The sequence below is a fragment of the Achromobacter sp. 2789STDY5608615 genome, from assembly GCF_001298995.1.
GTDB classification, from domain to species: domain Bacteria; phylum Pseudomonadota; class Gammaproteobacteria; order Burkholderiales; family Burkholderiaceae_B; genus Achromobacter; species Achromobacter insuavis.
This window is the reverse complement of record NZ_CYTY01000073.1, coordinates 1-17669: the sequence shown is the minus strand read 5'-3', so window position 1 is coordinate 17669 and position 17669 is coordinate 1. Positions and strand designations below refer to the sequence as shown.

The window sequence follows — 17669 nt, the reverse complement described above, 5'->3', positions numbered from 1 at the left end:
CACCGGGCAAGCCTTCGATCCCGGGAGGTTGAACCTGAAAGCAGCTTGATCCGGACCATAGAATCTCGTCCGCCTTCGGCTCCCTTCGGATTCCCTCGGGCGCAATCTACACGCCCCGCCATCCCCCCGCCTGCCCCCTCACCCGCTCACGATCACAATTAATGGCGGGTGCTGGGGCGATTTGGGTTCTTGGCGTTTTGATGGTCGGCAACGGGGGTTCAGAGCGATTTGCGGGGCCCGCTTCAAGGCGGCCGCGCGGGCGGCCTTTTGAAGCTTACGTGGTGTCTTGCGGGGACGGATGACGCTGCGCGCTTGCGGGGTGATTTATCACGTATGTAGTGGTTCAACTACGTTAGTGATTCTGTGCCTTTGGCTGCGGGGTTGGCGCATGGCGCCAGGTGGCTGGCTATTTGCCGGCTTGGAAGGTTTCGCGGGGGAGTTCGCCGAAGCGGTCGCGGTAATACTCGGAGAAGCGGCCCAGGTGGCTGATGCCTACGGAGACGGCGACCTCGGTCACGCTTTCGCAGGCGCCTTGCTGCAGCTTTTCGCGGGCGGCGTCCAGGCGCAGGACGCGTAGCGCCTGCATGGGGGTGGTCTCGCGGTGTTGCTGGAACAGGCGGGTGAGGGCGCTGGGGCTGGCGCCGGCGCCGCGGGCGATGTCGGTGAGGGTCAGGGGGGCGGCCAGGTGGGCGCGCATGTAGGCTTCGGCCTGGGCGACGCGGCGCGGCAGGGCGGGGGCCAGGCCGGCGTGGCGTTGCCAGGTGTTGGGCTGGTTGTAGAGCAGGTGCAGGACGAGCGTGTCTTCCAGGTGCTCCAGCCAGGCGGCGGGCGGTCTCGGCGCGCCGTCGTCCAGGGTGGGGAGCAGGTGGATCAGGCTGGTCATCATGCTGCGCCAGGCGGCGCCGACGGGGGTGTCCAGGCGTAGCGCGGGGCTGAAGTCCAGGGGGCGGGCGGCGGCGTCGCCGAAGATGCGGTGGCCGATGGCTTCGAGTTTGCCGCGCGGGATCTTCAGCAGCAGTTGTTCGCAGCCGGCTTCCCAGTGCAGTTTCAGGGCGCGGTTGGGGGCGATGACGGCGGCGCAGTCGGGGTGGGCGTCGACGCAGTCGGTGCCGCATTCGATGCGGGCGCGGCCGCGCAGCGGCACCTGCACCAGCATGAAGTCCTGCAGGCGGTCGGGTTCGATGTGGACTTCGGCGCCGTAGCGCAGCGTACAGACGCTCAGGGCGCCGAAGCGGGCGCGGTTCAGCTCGGCGTCGACGCGGCCGCCCTTCCAGGTCAGGCGGTGTTCCTTGAGCGCTTCGGAGACGCGCTCGCGGGTTTCGGCCGGCTGGGTGGAACTGAAGACGCGTCGTTTGAGCAATGGCGCCAGCTCGATGCGGGACCAGCCGTGCATGGATGCCTCCGGGACGGGAACGCTCCCGTATCGCCGTCGAGCGTAATGCAATCGTCAAGCGTTGGGAATTAAGTGAATCCCGGATAGGCGTGGGCCGATTCGGATAGAGCCGCGCGCCCGGCCGCCCTAAGCTGGGGGTTGTTGGAAGGCGGCGCCGCGGCGCGTAAGCTGGCAGTTTTCATCGGTGGCTGGGTGTACCGACGGCAGACGGATTCTGTCAGCATCGCGCCGGCGGCGCCGGCGGACACGAACGGGGTGGCTCATGAATGGAAAGCTATGGGGCCGGCGCGCGCTGGCGACGCTGGTTTCGGTGGGCTGTATGACGGCCGCGGCCGGCGCATCGGCCGCGGACAAGATCAAGGTCGGCCTGTTGACCACGCTGTCGGGGCCGGGCGCGGCGCTGGGCAACGAGATCCGCGACGGCTTCAATCTCGCGCTGCAGCATACCGGCGGCAAGCTGGGCGGGCTGCCGGCCGAGGTGGTGGTGGCCGATGACCAGCAGAAGGCCGATGCCGGACGCCAGGCGGTCGAGCGCCTGCTCAAGCGCGACAAGGTCGACGTGATGACGGGCATCGTGTTCTCGAACGTGCTGCTGCCGGTGATGCCGGCCATCCTGCAGTCGGGCACCATCTATCTCAGCACCAATACGGGGCCGGAGAACTATGCCGGCGCCGGCTGCAATCCGAATTTCTTCGCGGTGGCCTGGCAGAACGAGGACATCCCGGCCGCGATGGGCAAGTACGCCGTCGACCAGGGCTTCAAGCGGGTGGCGCTGATCGCGCCCGACTATCCGGGCGGGCGCGAATCGCTCAACGGCTTCAAGCGCCTGTACAAGGGCGGGCTGTCCGAGGAGATCTATACCCAGCTGGGCCAGCTCGACTACGGCGTCGAGATCACGCGGCTGCGCGCCAGCAAGCCCGACGCGGTGTTCTTCTTCCTGCCGGGCGGCATGGGCGTGAACTTCATCAAGCAGTTCAACGGCGCCGGCCTGGGCAAGGAGATCGCGCTGCTGGCGCCGGGCTTCTCGGGCGACGAGGACACCATCGCCGCGGTGGGCGCGCCGATCGAAGGCCTGCACAACTCGTCGCAATGGGCGGCCGACCTGGACAACCCGGCCAACCGCAAGTTCGTCGAGGACTTCAGGAAGACCTACAACCGCACCCCCACGCTGTACGCCTCGCAAGGCTACGACGCCGCCATGCTGCTGGACAGCGCGGTCAGGCAGACCGGCGGCAAGCTGGGCGCTGACGCGCTGCGCCCGGCCCTGCGCCGCGCCGATTTCAAGTCGGTGCGCGGCGACTTCACCTTCAATCGCAACCAGTACCCGATCCAGAACTACTACCTGCGCACCATCGTCAAGGGCGCGGACGGCAAGCTGGCCAACAAGCTGTCGGGCACGGTGCTGACGCAGTATCACGACCCGTTCGCCGCCGCCTGCCAGATGAAGTAAGGCAGGCGACGCACGCATCAAGGAGAGAAGCATGACCGCAACCATCACGACGCGCGAGGTGACCATCGCCTCGCACGACGGCCAATCATTCAGCGCCTACCTGGCCGTGCCCGCCGCGGGCCACGGGCCGGGGCTGGTGCTGTGCCAGGAGATCTTCGGCATCAACGACTTCATGCGCCGCACCGCGCAGTCGCTGGCCGAGGAAGGCTACGTGGTGCTGGCGCCGGACCTGTTCTGGCGCCAGCAGCCCGGCATCCAGCTGACCGACGGCCCGGCCGATATGCCGCGCGCGTTCGAGCTGTACCAGGGCTTTGACGTCGACCTGGGCATCAAGGACATCGCCGCGACCCTGGCCGCGCTGCGCGCGCTGCCCGAGCAGCAGGGCGGCGCCGGCGTGCTGGGCTATTGCCTGGGCGGCAAGCTGGCCTACCTGGCCGCCTGCCGCACCGACGCCGACGTAGCCATCGGCTACTACGGCGTGGGCATCGAGGACAGCCTGGAAGAAGCCGCCAATCTGCGCGGCCGGCTGGTGCTGCACATCGCCGAACAGGACGGCTTCTGTCCGCCGCCGGCGCGCCAGCGCATCCTGGAGGCGCTGGGCGGCAAGGCCAACGTCGAGCTGTATGTCTATCCCGGCATGGACCACGCCTTTGCCCGCACCGGCGGCGCGCACTACGACAAGCCGTCGGCGCTGATGGCGCACCAGCGCAGCATGGCCGCGCTGCAACGCGTAATCGGTCCGCAGTTCGACTATTCGTACTTATGGGACAAGCACTGCGAATACGAATTCGGCACGCGCGACGTGGCCGCGACCATGGCCACGATGGTGGCCGAGCCCTACGTCAACCACATCCCCACCATGACGGGCGGCGTGGGCTACCGCGAGCTGTCGCGCTTCTACCAGCACCACTTCGTCAACAGCAATCCGCCCGACACCCGGCTGGTGCCGCTGTCGCGCACCGTGGGCGCGACGCAGATCGTCGACGAGCTGCTGTTCTGCTTCACCCACACCACCGAGATCGACTGGCTGCTGCCCGGCGTCGCGCCTACCGGCAAGTACGTCGAGATTCCGCTGGTGGCCATCGTCAAGTTCCGCGGCGACAAGCTCTGCCACGAACACATCTACTGGGACCAGGCCAGCGTGCTGGTGCAAATCGGCGTGCTCGATCCCCAGGGCCTGCCGGTGGCCGGCCGCGAGACCGCGCGGAAGCTGCTGGACGAGACCCTGCCTTCCAACACCCTGATGGCGCGCTGGAAAGACAGCGAGAACAAGTAGGAGACCGCCATGCCGTATAGCGATCAACAATTGGGCGAAATGGTGCGCGGCGACAGCGTGCACCGCGCCCTGTACACCGACCCGGCGATCTTCGAGCTGGAGATGCAGCGCATCTATGGCCGCGCCTGGGTCTACGTCGGCCACGAAAGCCAGGTGCCCAAGACCGGCGACTATCACACCACGCGCCTGGGCGACCAGGACGTGCTTATGGTGCGCGCCAGCGACGGCCGCGTGCACGTGCTCTACAACCGCTGCCCGCACAAGGGCGCGAAGGTGGTGGCGGACGGCGACGGCTGTGTCGGCAAGTTCTTCCGCTGCCCGTACCACGCCTGGACCTTCAAGCTCGACGGCAGCCATCTCGGCGTGCCGCTCAAGCAGGGGCTGGAGGGCACCTCCTACGATCCGACCGATCCCAGCTTCTCGATGCGGCGCCTGCCGCGCGTGGAAAGCTATCGCGGCTTCGTCTTCGCCAGCCAGGCCCGCGACGGCCAGGGCCTGGAGGAATTCCTGGGCGGCGTGCGTTCGTCGATCGACAACCTGTGCGACCGCTCGCCGGTGGGCGAGGTCGAGGTGGCCGGCGGCATCTTCCGCGTGATGCAGCGTTCCAACTGGAAGGTGTTCTACGAGAACCTGCACGACACCATGCATGCCCGCGTGACGCACGAGTCGTCCTTTGCCGCCGCGCGCGACGAGGCCAAGGAAATCGGCGAGATGCCGTTCGAGCTGCACATCATGGACGGCAACGGCGAGCCCTACGAGTTCTGGGAAAAGCTGGAACTGCGCGCCTACGACAACGGCCACGGCTACATGGAAGGCATCTTCAACCCGGGCGCGGCCGAACGCGATCCGGTGTCGCGCGCCCATTTCGAGGCGCTGACCACGGCCTACGGCGCCGACCGCGCCCGCGAGATCCTCGGCATGAACCGCCACAACACCGTCATCTACGGTAGCGGCTCGCCGCACACGGTGTTCCAGCAGTTCCGCGTGATCCGCCCGATCGCCGTGGACCGCACGCTGATCGAGATCCAGACCTTCCGCTGCAAGGGCGCGCCGGACGGCGTGTTCAAGCGCGCCATGCTGTACGCCAACGTGATCAACTCGCCGTCGTCCAACGTCATGCCGGACGACATCGAGCTCTACAACCGCTGCCAGGAAGGCAACGCCACCCGCGGCGGCGAATGGGTCAGCATGCACCGCTACCACGGCACCGACCGCAGCGACGCCGACGGCATGGTGTCGGTCAACGGCACCAGCGAGCTGCCGATGCGCAACCAGTTCCGCGCCTGGAAGAACTACATGGAGGCCGGCCCCGTGGCGCCCGCCCACGGCCAAGGAGAAGGCGCATGCTGCTAGACCTGGAATTCGACGTATCCACCGCCGACCTGGCGCCGGCCGACGTGCCGGCCGAGGCCTATCACCGCATCGCCCAGTTCCTGTACCGCGAGGCGCGGCTGCTGGACGAGCGCCGCTACGACGACTGGCAGTCGCTGTGGACCGACGACGGCATGTACTGGATGCCGCGCGAGCCGGGCCAGTCCAGCCCCTACGACCACATCTCGCTGTTCTGGGAAGACCGCATGCTGCGCGACGTGCGCATCCGCCGGCTGGAACACCCGCGCAACTGGTCGCAGCAGCCGCCCACGCGCACCGTGCGGCTGGTGGGCGGGGTGCAGGTCGAGGGCGTGGACGCGGGCGGCAACCTGGTGGTGCATTCGGCGTTCCAGATGACCGAATGGCGCAAGCGCCAGCCGCGCCAGCTGGCCGGCCGCTACACCCACAAGTTGGCCGCCGACGGCGACGGCTGGCGCATCCGCATGAAGCGCGTGGACCTGGTGAACTGCGACGACGCCCACGACGTGTTCGAGGTGTTCGTGTGAGCGCGCCCGACGCCGCGGTGCTGGCGCTGCACTACCAGAACGACGTGCTGCATCCCGACGGCAAGATCCGCGTCGGGCTGGATGCCGACGGCGCGGTGCGCCAGCGCGTGCTGCATGGCGCGGCGGCGCTGCTGGACAGCGCCCGCGGCCATGGCCTGCCGATCGTGCACGTGCGCATCGCCTTCCGCCCCGACTACGCCGACCTGCTGCCCAATTGCGACATCTTCCGCAACGTCGCCAGCATCGGCGCGGTCGCCGAGGGGCAATGGGGCAGCGCCTTCTATGAAGGGCTGCAGCCCCTGGCGGGCAGCCCGCGCGAATTCGTGGTCAAGCACACCCGCATCAGCGCCTTCTACGGCACGCCGCTGGAGGAAACGCTGCGGCTGCTGGGCGCGCGCCGCCTGGTGGTGGCGGGCGTGGCGACGCATTCGGTGGTCGAGGGCACCGTGCGGCACGCCGCCGATATCGGGTTCAATGTCATGGTGGCCGAGGACGCCTGCGCGTCGGCGGACCCGGCGGTGCACGACGCGTCGCTGGCCAGCATGCGGCTGATCGCGCAGACCGGCTCGGTGGCGCAGGCCATGCACTGGGCCGCCGCGCCTCATTGATCAAGGACTGTTCATGGATTTCTCAGGCTTTCCCGGCTTGGCCGGCAAGACCGCCATCGTCACCGGCAGCACCCAGGGGCTGGGCGCGGACATCGCGCGCGGGCTGGCGGCGGCCGGCGCCAACGTGGTGCTGGTGGGGCGCAACGCCCAGGCCGGCCAGGCACTGGCGGACGAGATCGGCGAGCGGGCGCTGTTCCACGAAACCGACATCGGCCAGGACGACCAGATCCGCCACTGCCTGAACGCCGCGCTGGCGCGCTTCGGGCGGGTCGACATGCTGGTGAACAACGCCTGCCAGTACAACGACCGCGGCCTGGCCTCCAGCCGCGCGGAGTGGCACGCGACGCTCGACACCAACCTGGTGTCGGCCGCGATCTTCACGCAGATGGCGGCGCCGCTGCTGCCGCGCGGCGGAGTGGTGGTCAACCTGGGCAGCACCGGCGGCAAGTTCGGCGCGGCCGGGCGCGCGCTGTATCCCGCTTCCAAGGCGGCCTTGCTGCAGATCACCAAGAATTTCGCGGTGGAGCTGGCGCCGGCCGGCATCCGCGTGCTGGCGGTGTCGCCGGCCTGGACCTGGTCGCCGTCGGTCGAACAATTGGCGGGCGGCTCGCGCGAGGCCGCCGACGCCGTGGGCGCGCACTTCCATCCGCTGGGCCGGGTCGGCTCGGGCGAGGAGATCGCCGCGGCGGTGTGCTTCGCCTGCTCGGACGCGGCGTCGTGGATGACCGGTGTGGATATCCCGGTGGATGGCGGCTTCTCGATCCTGGGACCGGACCGGGGCATTTCACCGCGCGCGTGGTTCAAGCAGCTGGCGCCTTGAGCGGGCGGTAGCCCCAGCCGCCGGGCAAACGTCAGCGGATGACGATCTCGCCTTCTTCCAGGCCGGCCTTGCCGCCCACCTGGTCTTCCAGGAATTCCTGCATCCGGTTGCCCACCTGGATCTTGGCGCCGCCGCAGAAGCGCCGCGCCGCGATGATGGTGGCGGTATGCAGCGGCTGCAGGTCGCGGATCAGCTGCGCCTCTTCCTCGTCCAGTTCGATCAGGTCGCGGCCCAGCTTGGTGTGGGTGTTGCGGGCGCGCTCGACCACGTCGCCGGCGGCCCGGCCGGGGTTGGCGTGCAGGAACAGCAGCAACTGTTCCAGCTTGGCCTTTTCCTCGTTCATCTTCAGGCGCTTGCGCGTCAGCGCCGAGCGCTTGATGTCGGCATGCGGATCGAGCCCGGCCTGCACCAGCGTCGGCACGCCGGCCGGCGAGCCGATGGTGCCGGCGCGCACCGATTGCAGGGCGCGGGTCTGGCCGCCGGTGATGGCGGTCTGCTGGGTGTTGGGCGCGCCGACGTTGACGCTGCCGCCCGCCGCGATGCTGCTCTGGCGGATCTCGCGTTCCACTTCCACGTTCTGGCCGGCGCTGATGATGGCGTTGGCGATGAAGCGGGCGCGCACTTCGCCGCCACAGACGATGTGGGCGGTGCGCGCGGGGGCGTTGTTGGCCGATTCGCTGGTGCCTTCCTGCATCGCCTCGGCCATGCCGATGATGCCGCCCTTGACCGTGACGTTGCCGCCGGCCTCGACCAGCGCGGCTTCCATGGTGCCGTTGACGACCACGTCGCCGGTCACGCGCACTTCCATGGTGGCGCTGATGTCGCCCCGCACCTGCAGCGAGCCCTGGAAATTGATGTTGCCGGTGGACAGGTCGACCGCGTCGACCTCGACCACCGGATTGACCTGCGCGCCCTGGTGGATCAGCTTGGGCGAACCGGCGATGGCGGCGCGCAGCAGGTTCGGGTCTTCCGGATCGATCTCGACGCCGGACATCTCGGCGTTGAAGGGCGTGTCCGGCAGCTCGTCGGGCAGCACCGGCTGGCCCAGCACGTTGCAGCCATCGATGCCGGGCAGCGGCGGGATGCGGCGCATCAGCGGCATGCCGGGCGTCACCAGCAGCAGGCTGCCCAGGTCGCGGTAGTCGATCTGCGCCAGTTCGTCGATTTCCTGGGCGCGCGGCTTCAGGCGGTCCAGCAGGCTTTCGAAGCGGGTGGGGGTGCCGCGCGTGGGCGGCGTGCCCTGCGCGATCAGCACGGTCTGCGCGCCGCCGCGCTCGATGGCCTCGGCCAGTTCCTTTTCCAGCACGCCGTGGACGATGCCCTGGTCGGCGATGGCCTGGCGCAGCACGGGCAGCGTCACCGGCTTGCCGCCCTTGGGCGGATGCAGGGTGACCAGGGCCGACATGCAGGCGGCATCCACTTCCAGGTCGAACGAGCCGTCGATCAGCTTGCCCACCGGCACCTGCACGGGTTCGGTGGCGTGGCGGCACAGGTCGATGAAGGCGATGACGGCGTGGTTGTCCAGCGCCTCGGTCGACCACCCCTGGGCGGTGGCCATGGCGGCGAGGGTGTCCCAGCTGGGCAGGTCGGCGGCCGGCGCGGCCGGCGTGGCGTCGGCGGTTTCGGTATCCGGGGCGCCGGCCTCCTGGACCGGGGCGCCGTCAGCCGCAGCGTCGACCGGGGCGGCATCGGTCTGCGGCGCAGGTGGCGGCGAGTAAATCGCCGTCAGGACGTTGGTAGTGGCATCCAGCACCAGCTGGAGCGTGTTGTCTGCGCCCATCTCCGCCTCCCGCCCGGCAGTTGTCGCCGGGTTCCATTCATTTAGTAATTAAACGAAATATTGCGACATATGTTAACCCAGGAACTCCGGGCTACTGCGTAGTAGTACGGGGAGGATGAAGATAAAAGATGTAGATCAGGCCCTTATTTCAGCGACATATTTTCCCGGGCCACCCCGAGGCGGGCCGTCCACGGACGGCCTGCTGCGCCCCGCAGGCCGGGTACTAGGGCATAGGCAGGAGCGACAAAGCCGGCGCGTCGGCTCAGCATAGGCGTTCGATTCCGCGTCCCTGGACGCCGCCGGAGCGCCTTCCCCATGTTCCGAGTCTCTCCCATTCCGCCCGCCCGGCCACGCGCCGGGCGGACGTTCCTGGCCGGCCTGGCGGTGGCGGCCATGCTGGCCGCCGGCGCGCTGCTGCCCACGGACGCCGCGCGCGCCACCGAGATCTACCGTTACAAAGATCCGTTCGGCGTCTGGCGCGCGATGAAGGTGCCCAACGGCTACGCCAAGTATTACAAGCGGGCCCAGGTCCGCACCGCGCTGCGCGGCAACCGCATCAAGGTCTGCCTGGACTGCGAGCCGCGCTCGGGCGACGGCGCCAGCCTGCTGACCCTGGGCGACCGGGCCGCGCGCTGGGGCCCGGCGCCGCCATCGACCGCGCATGACGAACTGATCGCGCAGGCGGCCAGGGATTCAGGGGTGGACCGGGCCTTGCTGACCGCGGTCATCGCGGTGGAATCGGGCTTTCGCAGCGACGCGCGCTCGCCCAAGGGGGCGCTGGGCCTGATGCAGCTGATGCCGGCGACGGCGGCCACCCTGCTGGTCTCGGACGACATCGAGCGGGCGCTGGTCGACCCGGCCACCAACGTCAAGGCGGGGTCGAGCCTGCTGCGCCGCCTGATCGACCAATACCCCAACCGCCTGGACCTGGCGCTGGCCGCCTACAACGCGGGCGAGGGCGCGGTGCGCAAGTACGACGCGGTGCCGCCCTATGCCGAGACCCAGCAGTACGTGCGCAACGTCACGGCGCTGTACCAGCAGTACAAGACGCCCTAGGGGCCGATGCAAAAACGCCCTGGAAGCCCTTGTCGGGCCGCCAGGGCGTGTCGGCGGGCGCGGCGGGCAAGGCCCAACCCCGCGCGGCGCTCAGATCGTCGCGAAGACCTTTTCGGCGATATCCAGCGTGGCCTGGATGACCGCGTCGTCGTGGGTGGCCGAGACGAAGCCGGCTTCGAAGGCCGACGGCGCGAAATGCACGCCGTGGTCCAGCATGGCGTGGAAGAAGCGGTTGAAGCGCGCCGTGTCGCAGGCTGAGACCTCGGCGAACGTGGCCGGCACCTTGTCGCTGAAGTACAGGCCGAACATGCCGCCGACCGAGTCGGCCGAGAACGGCAGGCCGGCGGCGCGGGCGCGTTCCTGCAGGCCCTGGGCCAGCTTGGCGGTCTGCGCCGCCAGCTTGTCGTAGAAACCGGGCGCCGCGATCAGGCGCAGCGTGGCCAGGCCGGCGGCCACGGCCACCGGGTTGCCGGACAGCGTGCCCGCCTGGTAGACGCCGCCCAGCGGCGCGATGTGCTTCATGATCTCGGCGCTGCCGCCGAAGGCGCCCACCGGCATGCCGCCGCCGATCACCTTGGCCAGCGTGGTCAGGTCGGGCTTGACGCCCGACAGGCCCTGCACGCCCTGCGGGCCGACGCGGAAGCCGGTCATGACCTCGTCGAAGATCAGCAGCGCGCCGTGCTGCGTGCAGACCTCGCGCAGCCCTTCCAGGAAGCCGGCGGCCGGCTTGATCAGGTTCATGTTGCCGGCGATCGGCTCGACGATGATGCAGGCGATGTCGGCGCCGTGCTGGGCGAAGGCTTCGCGCACCGCGTCCAGGTTGTTGTATTCCAGGGTCAGCGTGTGCGAGACGAATTCGGGCGGCACGCCGGCCGAGCTGGGGTTGCCGAAGGTCAGGAGGCCCGAGCCGGCCTTGACCAGCAGGCTGTCGGAATGGCCGTGGTAGCAGCCCTCGAACTTGACGATCTTGTTGCGGCCGGTGGCGCCGCGCGCCAGGCGGATGGCCGTCATGGTGGCCTCGGTGCCGGAGCTGACCAGGCGCACCTGTTCCAGCGACGGCAGGCGCGCGATCAGCACTTCGGCCAGTTCGATCTCGGCCTCGGTGGGGGCGCCGAACGACAGGCCGTTGACGGCCGCTTCCTGCACCGCGCGCACCACTTCCGGATGCGAGTGGCCCAGGATGGCCGGGCCCCAGGAACCGACGTAGTCGATGTACTGCTTGTCTTCCGCGTCCCAGACGTACGGACCCTGCGCGCGCTTGATGAAGCGCGGCGTGCCGCCCACGGAGCGGAAGGCGCGCACGGGCGAGTTGACGCCGCCGGGGATGCTGCGGCTGGCACGTTCGAAGAGCTGGGCGTTACGGGACATGGCGGTCAGGGCTTCAGGTTGCGGTTGATGGAGTAGGGCGCGGCGCAGGCCGCGGCGGCGGCGCGGATCGCGGGCGCCTCGAACAGGCCGGTGATGACGGCGACCGAATCGGCGCCGGCGGCGGCCACCAGCGCCACGTTCTCGGGCGTGATGCCGCCGATGGCGACCACGGCGGGGCGAGGCGCATCGCGTTCCTCGACCAGCGCGCGGGCCTCGGTCAGGACCGAGAGCGGCGCGCGCACGGTGTCGGGCTTGACGCGCGAGGGGAACATGGCGCCGAAGGCGACGTAGTCGGCGCCGGCGTCCAGCAGTTCGCGGGCGCGGCCCAGGTCGTCGTAGCTGGAGCCGCCCAGGATCAGGTCGGGGCCGGCTTCGGCGCGGATGCGGGCCAGGCTGTCGTCGTCGCGGCCGACGTGGGCGCCGTCGGCGCCGACTTCCAGCGCCAGGCGCCAGTCGTCATTGATGAGGAACACCACGCCCAGCTCGCGGCACAGGGGCGCCAGGGCGCGCGCCTGCTCGGCGCGCACCGCGTCGGGCACGTCCTTGCGGCGCAGCTGCAGCGCGCGCATGCCGCCCTCGGCCGCCTGGCGCACCGCGCGCATCAGGCGCTCGGTGTCGTCCCATTCGGGGGTGACGCCATACAGGCCGGCGGGGAATCGCAAGGCTTTCATTGCGGCTGGATCCGGTTGGGAATGCGCCGGCCCATGCCCGGCAGGAAACTGGCGGCGACCGCCGCGTCGGCGTGGGCCAGGCCCTGGCGCACGGCCTCGGGCATGTCCAGTCCGCGCGCCAGCAGGGCGGTGATGGCGGTGGCGGCCAGGCCGCCGGCGTCGCCGTTGCGGTCCGGGGGCGCCCGCCAGGGCAGGGTGGTGGTCTGGCCGTTGGGGCCCAGCAGCACGTTGGCGTGGTGGCCGGGCCGCTGCGGGCTGCCCAGCACCAGCACCCATTCGGCGCCGGCGGCCACCAGGGCGTGCATCGGTGATGGTGCGTCCCCGATATCGATATCACCGTCGGCGTGCCATTGGGCCAGCCGCAGGTGCTCGACGATCAGCAGGTCGGTCTGCGGCAGCACCAGTTCGAGGATGGCGGCCAGCAGGTCGTCGGCGTCATCCTCGTCGGCGGCGTCGGCCGGCACCTGGGCGCGCTGGCCCAGGTGCAGCACCAGCGGCACCTGGCTGTAATCCGCGGCAACCTGCGCGGCGACGCTTGCCGTTTCGGCGGTGTATAGTCCGCCCACCTTGATGGCCTGTACGGACATGTCCTCGAGCAGGCAGCGCGCCTGGTCGTCCAGCAGGTCGGGTGAAACGGGATGGATTTCTTCGATGCCGGCGGTATCCTGCACGGTCAACGCCGTGACGGCCGCCAGGCCATGACAGCCGAGGCGGGCGCAGGTCACGGCGTCCGCGGGCAAACCGTCGGCGCCCGAGGGATCGAGCGGACCGAAGACCAAAACGAGAGGGGGAGTAACGGGGGCCACGTGGACAGCGCTAGAGTAAGGGTGCCCGGACTCATTTGCGGAGAATCAGGGGAACCCCTATTGGGTTTCGGTAAGATTGTCCCCATTCTAATGGATGCCTCCCGCCTTTGCCCCGTCGCGGGGACAACGGCAGGGAATTGATGTAAGAGAGAACTATGCGTACTTGGATGTGTCTGATTTGTGGCTGGGTCTACGACGAAGAGGCCGGCCTGCCCGACGAAGGCATCGCGCCCGGCACCCGCTGGGAAGATGTGCCGCCGAACTGGGTCTGTCCTGAATGCGGCGCCCGCAAAGAGGACTTCGAACTGATGGAAATCTGACGCGCAGCGCCGACGTCTTCCGCCAAGGCGGTTCGATCTGACTACCCATAGAGGGGGTTGCCATGACGGAAAAACACCACGAAGAGGCCAGTACGCAACAGGCCGCCAACTTCGCCAACCAGTTCCTGATCGCCATGCCGGGCATGGTCGAAGGCAGCCTGGCCGGCTCGGTCATCTATATCTGCGAGCACACCGAACGCGGCGCATTGGGCCTGGTCATCAACCGGCCCACCGACCTGACCCTGGGCACGCTGTTCGAGCGCATCGAACTGTCGCTCGAGATCGGTCCGGTCAAGGACACGCTGGTGTTCTTCGGCGGTCCGGTGCAGACCGACCGCGGTTTCGTGCTGCACGCGCCCGCGGGCGACTACAGCTCCAGCATCAAGCTCGGCGCCATGGCCCTGACCACCTCGCGCGACGTGCTGCAGGCGGTGGCCGACGGCAACGGGCCCGCCCGCATGCTGGTCACGCTGGGCTACGCCGGCTGGGGCGCCGGCCAGCTCGAAAGCGAAATGGGCCAGAACGCCTGGCTGTCGGTCGGCGCCGACGACCACATCATCTTCGACGTGCCGCCCGAGGATCGCTACCCCGCGGCGCTCAAGCTGCTGGGCATCGATCCCGTGATGCTGGCCGGCGACGCGGGCCATGCCTGAAGAGACCCTGCTGGCATTCGATTTCGGCGAGAAGAAAATCGGCGTGGCCATCGGCAATACGCTGACGGGCCACGCGCGGCCGCTGGAGATCATCTTCAGCGAGGTGCGCGACGTGCGCTTCGCGCGCATCGAGGCGCTGCTGCGGGAATGGCAGCCGCATCGCGTGGTGGTCGGCCTGGCGCTCGACGCCGATGGCGGCGAACAGCCCGCCACCGCGCGCTGCCGCCGCTTCGCCAACCAGCTGCACGGCCGCTTCGGCGTGGCGGTGGAGTTGGTCGACGAGCGCGGCTCCAGCATGGAGGCCCAGCGCCTGCTGGGCACCCACGCGGCCGACGACGCGATGGCCGCCGCCGTCATCCTGCAACGTTACCTGGACAAGCCGCCGGCGCCTTGACGCCGACGCCGGCCCGCCCATGCTCAATCCGCAACTCGACCGCCGTGGCGAACTGCTGCATCTGCTGACGACGGAAGGGTTGCCGCGACGCCATGTCGAACGGCTGCTGGACGCGGCGGCCGCGTTCGCCGCCGATGGCGCGCCCGCCGTCGCCGACGCCGACCTACCGTTGTTCCTGAGCCTGCCCGCCGGCGATGCCGGCCTGCGCCAGGACTTCGAGGCCGCCGCCGTGCGCCTGGGCCTGCGGTCCGTGGCGCTGGAAACCAATGGCCCGGGCGCCGACGCCGGGGTGGATCGCGGCCACGGCGTGGGCGCTGGCGACATCTGCGCCGCCAGCGCGCTGTCTCCCGCCGCGGTCGCCGCCGGCCTGCCGGCCGGCATCCTGGCGCTGCGGCATCTGGCCAGCGGCGCCGCCGTCAGCGCCGCCGCCGCATGCGCGCCGGGCCTGCGCATCCTCAACGCCGGCGATGGCGCGCACGCCGATCCGCTGCCGGCGCTGGCCCGCGTGCAGGCCATGCTGCAGGCCAGACAGGATCTGACCAACCTGGCCGTGGCGCTGGTGGGCGACATCCGCCACAGCGCCGTGGCGCGCAGCCTGATCCATGCCATGACCACGCTGGGCGTGCCCGAAGTGCGCGCCGCCGCGCCGCGCACCCTGCTGCCCGACGGCCTGCCGCAACTCGGCGTGCGCGCCTGTGCCACCCTGCACGAATGCCTGGCCGAGGCCGATGTGGTGATCGCGCTGCCCCTGCGGGCCGAGCGCATGAGCGGCGCGCTGCTGCCGTCGGCGCGCGAATACGCCGCCGCTTACGGCCTGACGCCCGCCCGCCTGGCGGCGGCCCGGCCCGATGTCCTGCTGCTGCCCGTCGCCGCGCTGACGCCCGGCATCGAGGTCGATGGCGATGTCGCCGCCGGCCTGGGCGAGATCGAGGCCGGCCTGGCCCGGTCCGAAGGCCATCTGCGCCTGGCCGCCCTGAGCGTGCTGGCCGGAGTCGCCGCATGAGGCTGCACATCGCCAATGGCCGCCTGATCGACCCGGCCCACGACCGCGACGGCCTGCAGGACCTGTTCATCGCCGACGGCCGCGTGGCGGCGTTCGGCCAGGCGCCCGACGGCTTTCAGGCCGATCGCCGCATCGACGCCGCCGGCCTGGCCGTGCTGCCGGGCCTGGTGGACCTGTCGGCGCGCGTGCTGCGCCAGGACGCCGGCGCCGCGGCCGAGCCCCGCCTGTCGGCCGCCGAGCTGCGCGCCGCGCTGGCGGGCGGCGTGACCACGCTGACCTTGCCGCCGGACGCCGGCGCGCCGCTGGACGCGCCGGCCCAGGTCGAGGCGCTGCTGCGCGAGACGCCGCCCGGCCACGGCCGGGTGTTGCCGCTGGGCGCGCTCACGGTCGCCCTGCGCGGCGAGACCCTGGCCGAGATGGGCCTGCTAGCGCAGGCGGGCTGCCTGGCGTTCTCGCAGGGCGAATCCGGCATCGTCGACACCCGGGTGCTGTGGGGCGCCATGCGCTATGCGGCCGGGCAGGGCCTGGCGCTGTGGCTGCGGCCGCAGGACCCATGGCTGGCGCAGGGCGCGGTGGTCGCCGCCGGCGCCTACGCCGACCGCCTGGGCCTGGAAGGCCTGCCGCCGCAGGCCGAGGCGCTGGCCCTGCAGACGATTTTCGAGTTGCAGCGCGCCACCGGCGCCCGCGTGCACCTGTCGCGCCTGTCCACCGCGGGCGGCCTGGAACTGCTGCGCGCGGCGCGCCGCGAAGGGCTGCCGGTCAGCGCCGATGTCTCGGCCAACAGCCTGCACCTGACCGATGTGGACATCGGCTATTTCAATACGGATTTCCACCTGCGCCCGCCGCTGCGCGGCCAGCGCGACCGCGACGCGATCCAGGCGGCGCTGCGCGAGGGCCTGGTGGACGCCCTGTGTTCGGACCATGCGGTGGTGGACGACGCGGGCAAGTCCGTGCCGTTCCCGCAATCGCAGCCCGGCGCCACGGGCCTGGAGCTGCTGCTGTCGCTGGCGCTGAAATGGGCCCGCGACAGCCGCCTGCCGCTGCCGCAGGCGCTGGCCCGGGTGACGTCGGGGCCGGCGGCGGTGCTGCGCGGCCTGTCGCCGGCGCTGGCGGGCCTGGGGCAACTGGGCGTGGGGGCGCCGGCCGACCTGTGCCTGGTGGACCTGGAGGCCGAATGGCTGGTGACGCCCGGCGCCCTGCAAAGCCACAGCCGTCATACGCCGTTCGCGGGTATGATGCTGCCCGGTCGTGTCCGCGCCACCCTGGTGAGTGGCCGCCCGGCCTGGGAGACCCCTGTTTGAAGCTGCTGCGCTTTGTCCTCCGCCTGATGCTGGTGGTGCCGTTGATTGTCTTCGGCCTGCTGTGCGTGGGCCTGGTGTATCCGCTGCTGCGCCCGAAGTCGCGGGCCTGGCTGAACCGTACCTGGTCGCGCTGCCTGATGGCGGCCTGTGGCCTGCGGGTCGTCTTCAAGGGCGAGCCGCGCATGACGGGTCCGGTGCTGCTGGTGGCGAACCATGTGTCGTGGATCGATATCTTCGTGCTGAATTCGGCGCGGGCGACGTCGTTCGTGGCCAAGAGCGAGATCCGCAGCTGGCCGGTGATCGGCTGGCTGGTGGCGGGGGCGGGCACGCTGTTCATCGAACGCGGCCAGCGCCACGCGGTGCATGCGATGGGCGAGTCGATGCAAGCTCGCTTCAAGCAGGGCGACGCGGTCGGCCTGTTCCCGGAAGGCACGACGAGCGAGGGTTTCACGCTGCGCCCGTTCCACGCCAGCCTGTTCGAGCCGGCGCGCGCGGCGGCGGTCGAGATCCAGCCGGTGGCGCTGCGTTTCCTGCAGCACGGCGAACGCAGCGGTTTCGCGGCGTTCGTGGGCGAGGAAACGCTGGTGGCGAATCTGTGGCGGGTGATGGGGACGACGGGGCTGTCGGTGGAAGTGCTGTTCTTGCCGGTATTGGCGACGAAGCATGCGGATGGGACGTTGCCGACGCGGTTGGAACTGTCGCATCAGGCTCGGGATGCGATTCAGGCGGTGCTTTGACGGTGCTGCTTCTGGCTTGAACGTTCTTTTCTGGCCTGTTTTCTTGGCGTCGTAGAGCTTCGTAGGTCGCCCCTCGGTCGGTCGGACCCGATGGCGGGCGCCCACGATTGCGGTCCGGAGCGTTCGCTCCGGACTGCCCCTTCGTCATCCTTGTAT

General features: G+C 70.0%; 18 protein-coding genes. 13 read left to right on the top strand and 5 right to left on the bottom strand.

All coding sequences use genetic code 11. From position 1 onward, the window contains the following. Nucleotides 1–406: 406 nt before the first annotated feature. Nucleotides 407–1393 (bottom strand): AraC family transcriptional regulator, encoded by a 987-nt coding sequence (locus AOZ49_RS30850; protein ID WP_054479707.1) that lies wholly within the window; start codon nt 1391–1393, stop codon nt 407–409. Between the two features lie 262 nt (nt 1394–1655). Here AOZ49_RS30850 and AOZ49_RS30845 point away from each other — a divergent pair, with 262 nt between their 5' ends. The 6 genes from AOZ49_RS30845 to AOZ49_RS30820 are packed head-to-tail and all read left to right on the top strand — an operon-like array spanning nt 1656 to nt 7424. Further along, complete coding sequence (locus tag AOZ49_RS30845) at nt 1656–2843, top strand: ABC transporter substrate-binding protein (RefSeq protein WP_054435605.1); 1188 nt, start codon at nt 1656–1658, stop codon at nt 2841–2843. Nucleotides 2844–2874: 31 nt separating this feature from the next. Further along, complete coding sequence (locus tag AOZ49_RS30840) at nt 2875–4119, top strand: dienelactone hydrolase family protein (protein ID WP_054479703.1); 1245 nt, start codon at nt 2875–2877, stop codon at nt 4117–4119. Between the two features lie 9 nt (nt 4120–4128). Beyond that, the gene (locus tag AOZ49_RS30835) at nt 4129–5472 is read left to right on the top strand and encodes an aromatic ring-hydroxylating dioxygenase subunit alpha (RefSeq protein ID WP_054435609.1); all 1344 of its coding nucleotides are present in this window, start codon (nt 4129–4131) and stop codon (nt 5470–5472) included. After that, nucleotides 5463–5996, top strand: coding sequence for an aromatic-ring-hydroxylating dioxygenase subunit beta (locus AOZ49_RS30830; RefSeq protein ID WP_054479701.1), 534 nt, complete (start codon nt 5463–5465; stop codon nt 5994–5996). The genes AOZ49_RS30835 and AOZ49_RS30830 overlap by 10 nt, the downstream gene beginning before the upstream one ends. Beyond that, the gene (locus tag AOZ49_RS30825) at nt 5993–6604 is read left to right on the top strand and encodes a cysteine hydrolase family protein (protein ID WP_054435613.1); all 612 of its coding nucleotides are present in this window, start codon (nt 5993–5995) and stop codon (nt 6602–6604) included. The genes AOZ49_RS30830 and AOZ49_RS30825 overlap by 4 nt, the downstream gene beginning before the upstream one ends. A 13-nt stretch (nt 6605–6617) precedes the next feature. After that, on the top strand, nt 6618–7424 hold the full coding sequence (locus tag AOZ49_RS30820) for an SDR family oxidoreductase (RefSeq protein ID WP_054479700.1): 807 nt from the start codon (nt 6618–6620) through the stop codon (nt 7422–7424). Nucleotides 7425–7455: 31 nt separating this feature from the next. Here the strand turns inward: AOZ49_RS30820 and AOZ49_RS30815 are convergent, their stop codons facing one another. Then, nucleotides 7456–9204: a DUF342 domain-containing protein gene (locus AOZ49_RS30815; protein ID WP_054479698.1), complete on the bottom strand. Its 1749-nt coding sequence runs from the start codon at nt 9202–9204 to the stop codon at nt 7456–7458. A gap of 315 nt (nt 9205–9519) precedes the next feature. Here AOZ49_RS30815 and AOZ49_RS30810 point away from each other — a divergent pair, with 315 nt between their 5' ends. Continuing rightward, nucleotides 9520–10260: a lytic transglycosylase domain-containing protein gene (locus tag AOZ49_RS30810; RefSeq protein WP_054479696.1), complete on the top strand. Its 741-nt coding sequence runs from the start codon at nt 9520–9522 to the stop codon at nt 10258–10260. Between the two features lie 90 nt (nt 10261–10350). On the opposite strand, the gene hemL is transcribed toward AOZ49_RS30810, so the two are convergent. Genes hemL through AOZ49_RS30795 form a run of 3 tightly spaced genes read right to left on the bottom strand, consistent with a single transcriptional unit; the run spans nt 10351 to nt 13105 of the window. Further along, nucleotides 10351–11628: a glutamate-1-semialdehyde 2,1-aminomutase gene (hemL, locus tag AOZ49_RS30805; RefSeq protein WP_054435621.1), complete on the bottom strand. Its 1278-nt coding sequence runs from the start codon at nt 11626–11628 to the stop codon at nt 10351–10353. 5 nt (nt 11629–11633) lie between these two features. Then, nucleotides 11634–12299: a thiamine phosphate synthase gene (gene thiE / locus AOZ49_RS30800; RefSeq protein WP_054479695.1), complete on the bottom strand. Its 666-nt coding sequence runs from the start codon at nt 12297–12299 to the stop codon at nt 11634–11636. After that, the gene (locus AOZ49_RS30795) at nt 12296–13105 is read right to left on the bottom strand and encodes a hydroxymethylpyrimidine/phosphomethylpyrimidine kinase (protein ID WP_156355796.1); all 810 of its coding nucleotides are present in this window, start codon (nt 13103–13105) and stop codon (nt 12296–12298) included. The genes thiE and AOZ49_RS30795 overlap by 4 nt, the downstream gene beginning before the upstream one ends. 155 nt (nt 13106–13260) lie before the next feature. Here AOZ49_RS30795 and AOZ49_RS30790 point away from each other — a divergent pair, with 155 nt between their 5' ends. The 6 genes from AOZ49_RS30790 to AOZ49_RS30765 all read left to right on the top strand — a co-directional run bounded on the left by AOZ49_RS30790 (nt 13261) and on the right by AOZ49_RS30765 (nt 17513). Continuing rightward, nucleotides 13261–13425 (top strand): rubredoxin, encoded by a 165-nt coding sequence (locus AOZ49_RS30790; protein WP_003814980.1) that lies wholly within the window; start codon nt 13261–13263, stop codon nt 13423–13425. A 62-nt stretch (nt 13426–13487) separates the two neighbouring features. Next, nucleotides 13488–14078, top strand: coding sequence for a YqgE/AlgH family protein (locus tag AOZ49_RS30785; protein ID WP_054435648.1), 591 nt, complete (start codon nt 13488–13490; stop codon nt 14076–14078). After that, a complete protein-coding gene (ruvX, locus tag AOZ49_RS30780; RefSeq protein ID WP_054435651.1) occupies nt 14071–14472 on the top strand; it encodes a Holliday junction resolvase RuvX in 402 nt (133 codons plus the stop codon). Before AOZ49_RS30785 ends, ruvX begins: the two co-directional genes overlap by 8 nt. A gap of 19 nt (nt 14473–14491) precedes the next feature. Continuing rightward, nucleotides 14492–15475, top strand: coding sequence for an aspartate carbamoyltransferase (locus AOZ49_RS30775; RefSeq protein WP_054479691.1), 984 nt, complete (start codon nt 14492–14494; stop codon nt 15473–15475). Continuing rightward, on the top strand, nt 15472–16776 hold the full coding sequence (locus tag AOZ49_RS30770) for a dihydroorotase (RefSeq protein ID WP_054479689.1): 1305 nt from the start codon (nt 15472–15474) through the stop codon (nt 16774–16776). The genes AOZ49_RS30775 and AOZ49_RS30770 overlap by 4 nt, the downstream gene beginning before the upstream one ends. Beyond that, complete coding sequence (locus AOZ49_RS30765) at nt 16773–17513, top strand: lysophospholipid acyltransferase family protein (RefSeq protein ID WP_054479687.1); 741 nt, start codon at nt 16773–16775, stop codon at nt 17511–17513. The genes AOZ49_RS30770 and AOZ49_RS30765 overlap by 4 nt, the downstream gene beginning before the upstream one ends. Nucleotides 17514–17669: the final 156 nt, after the last annotated feature.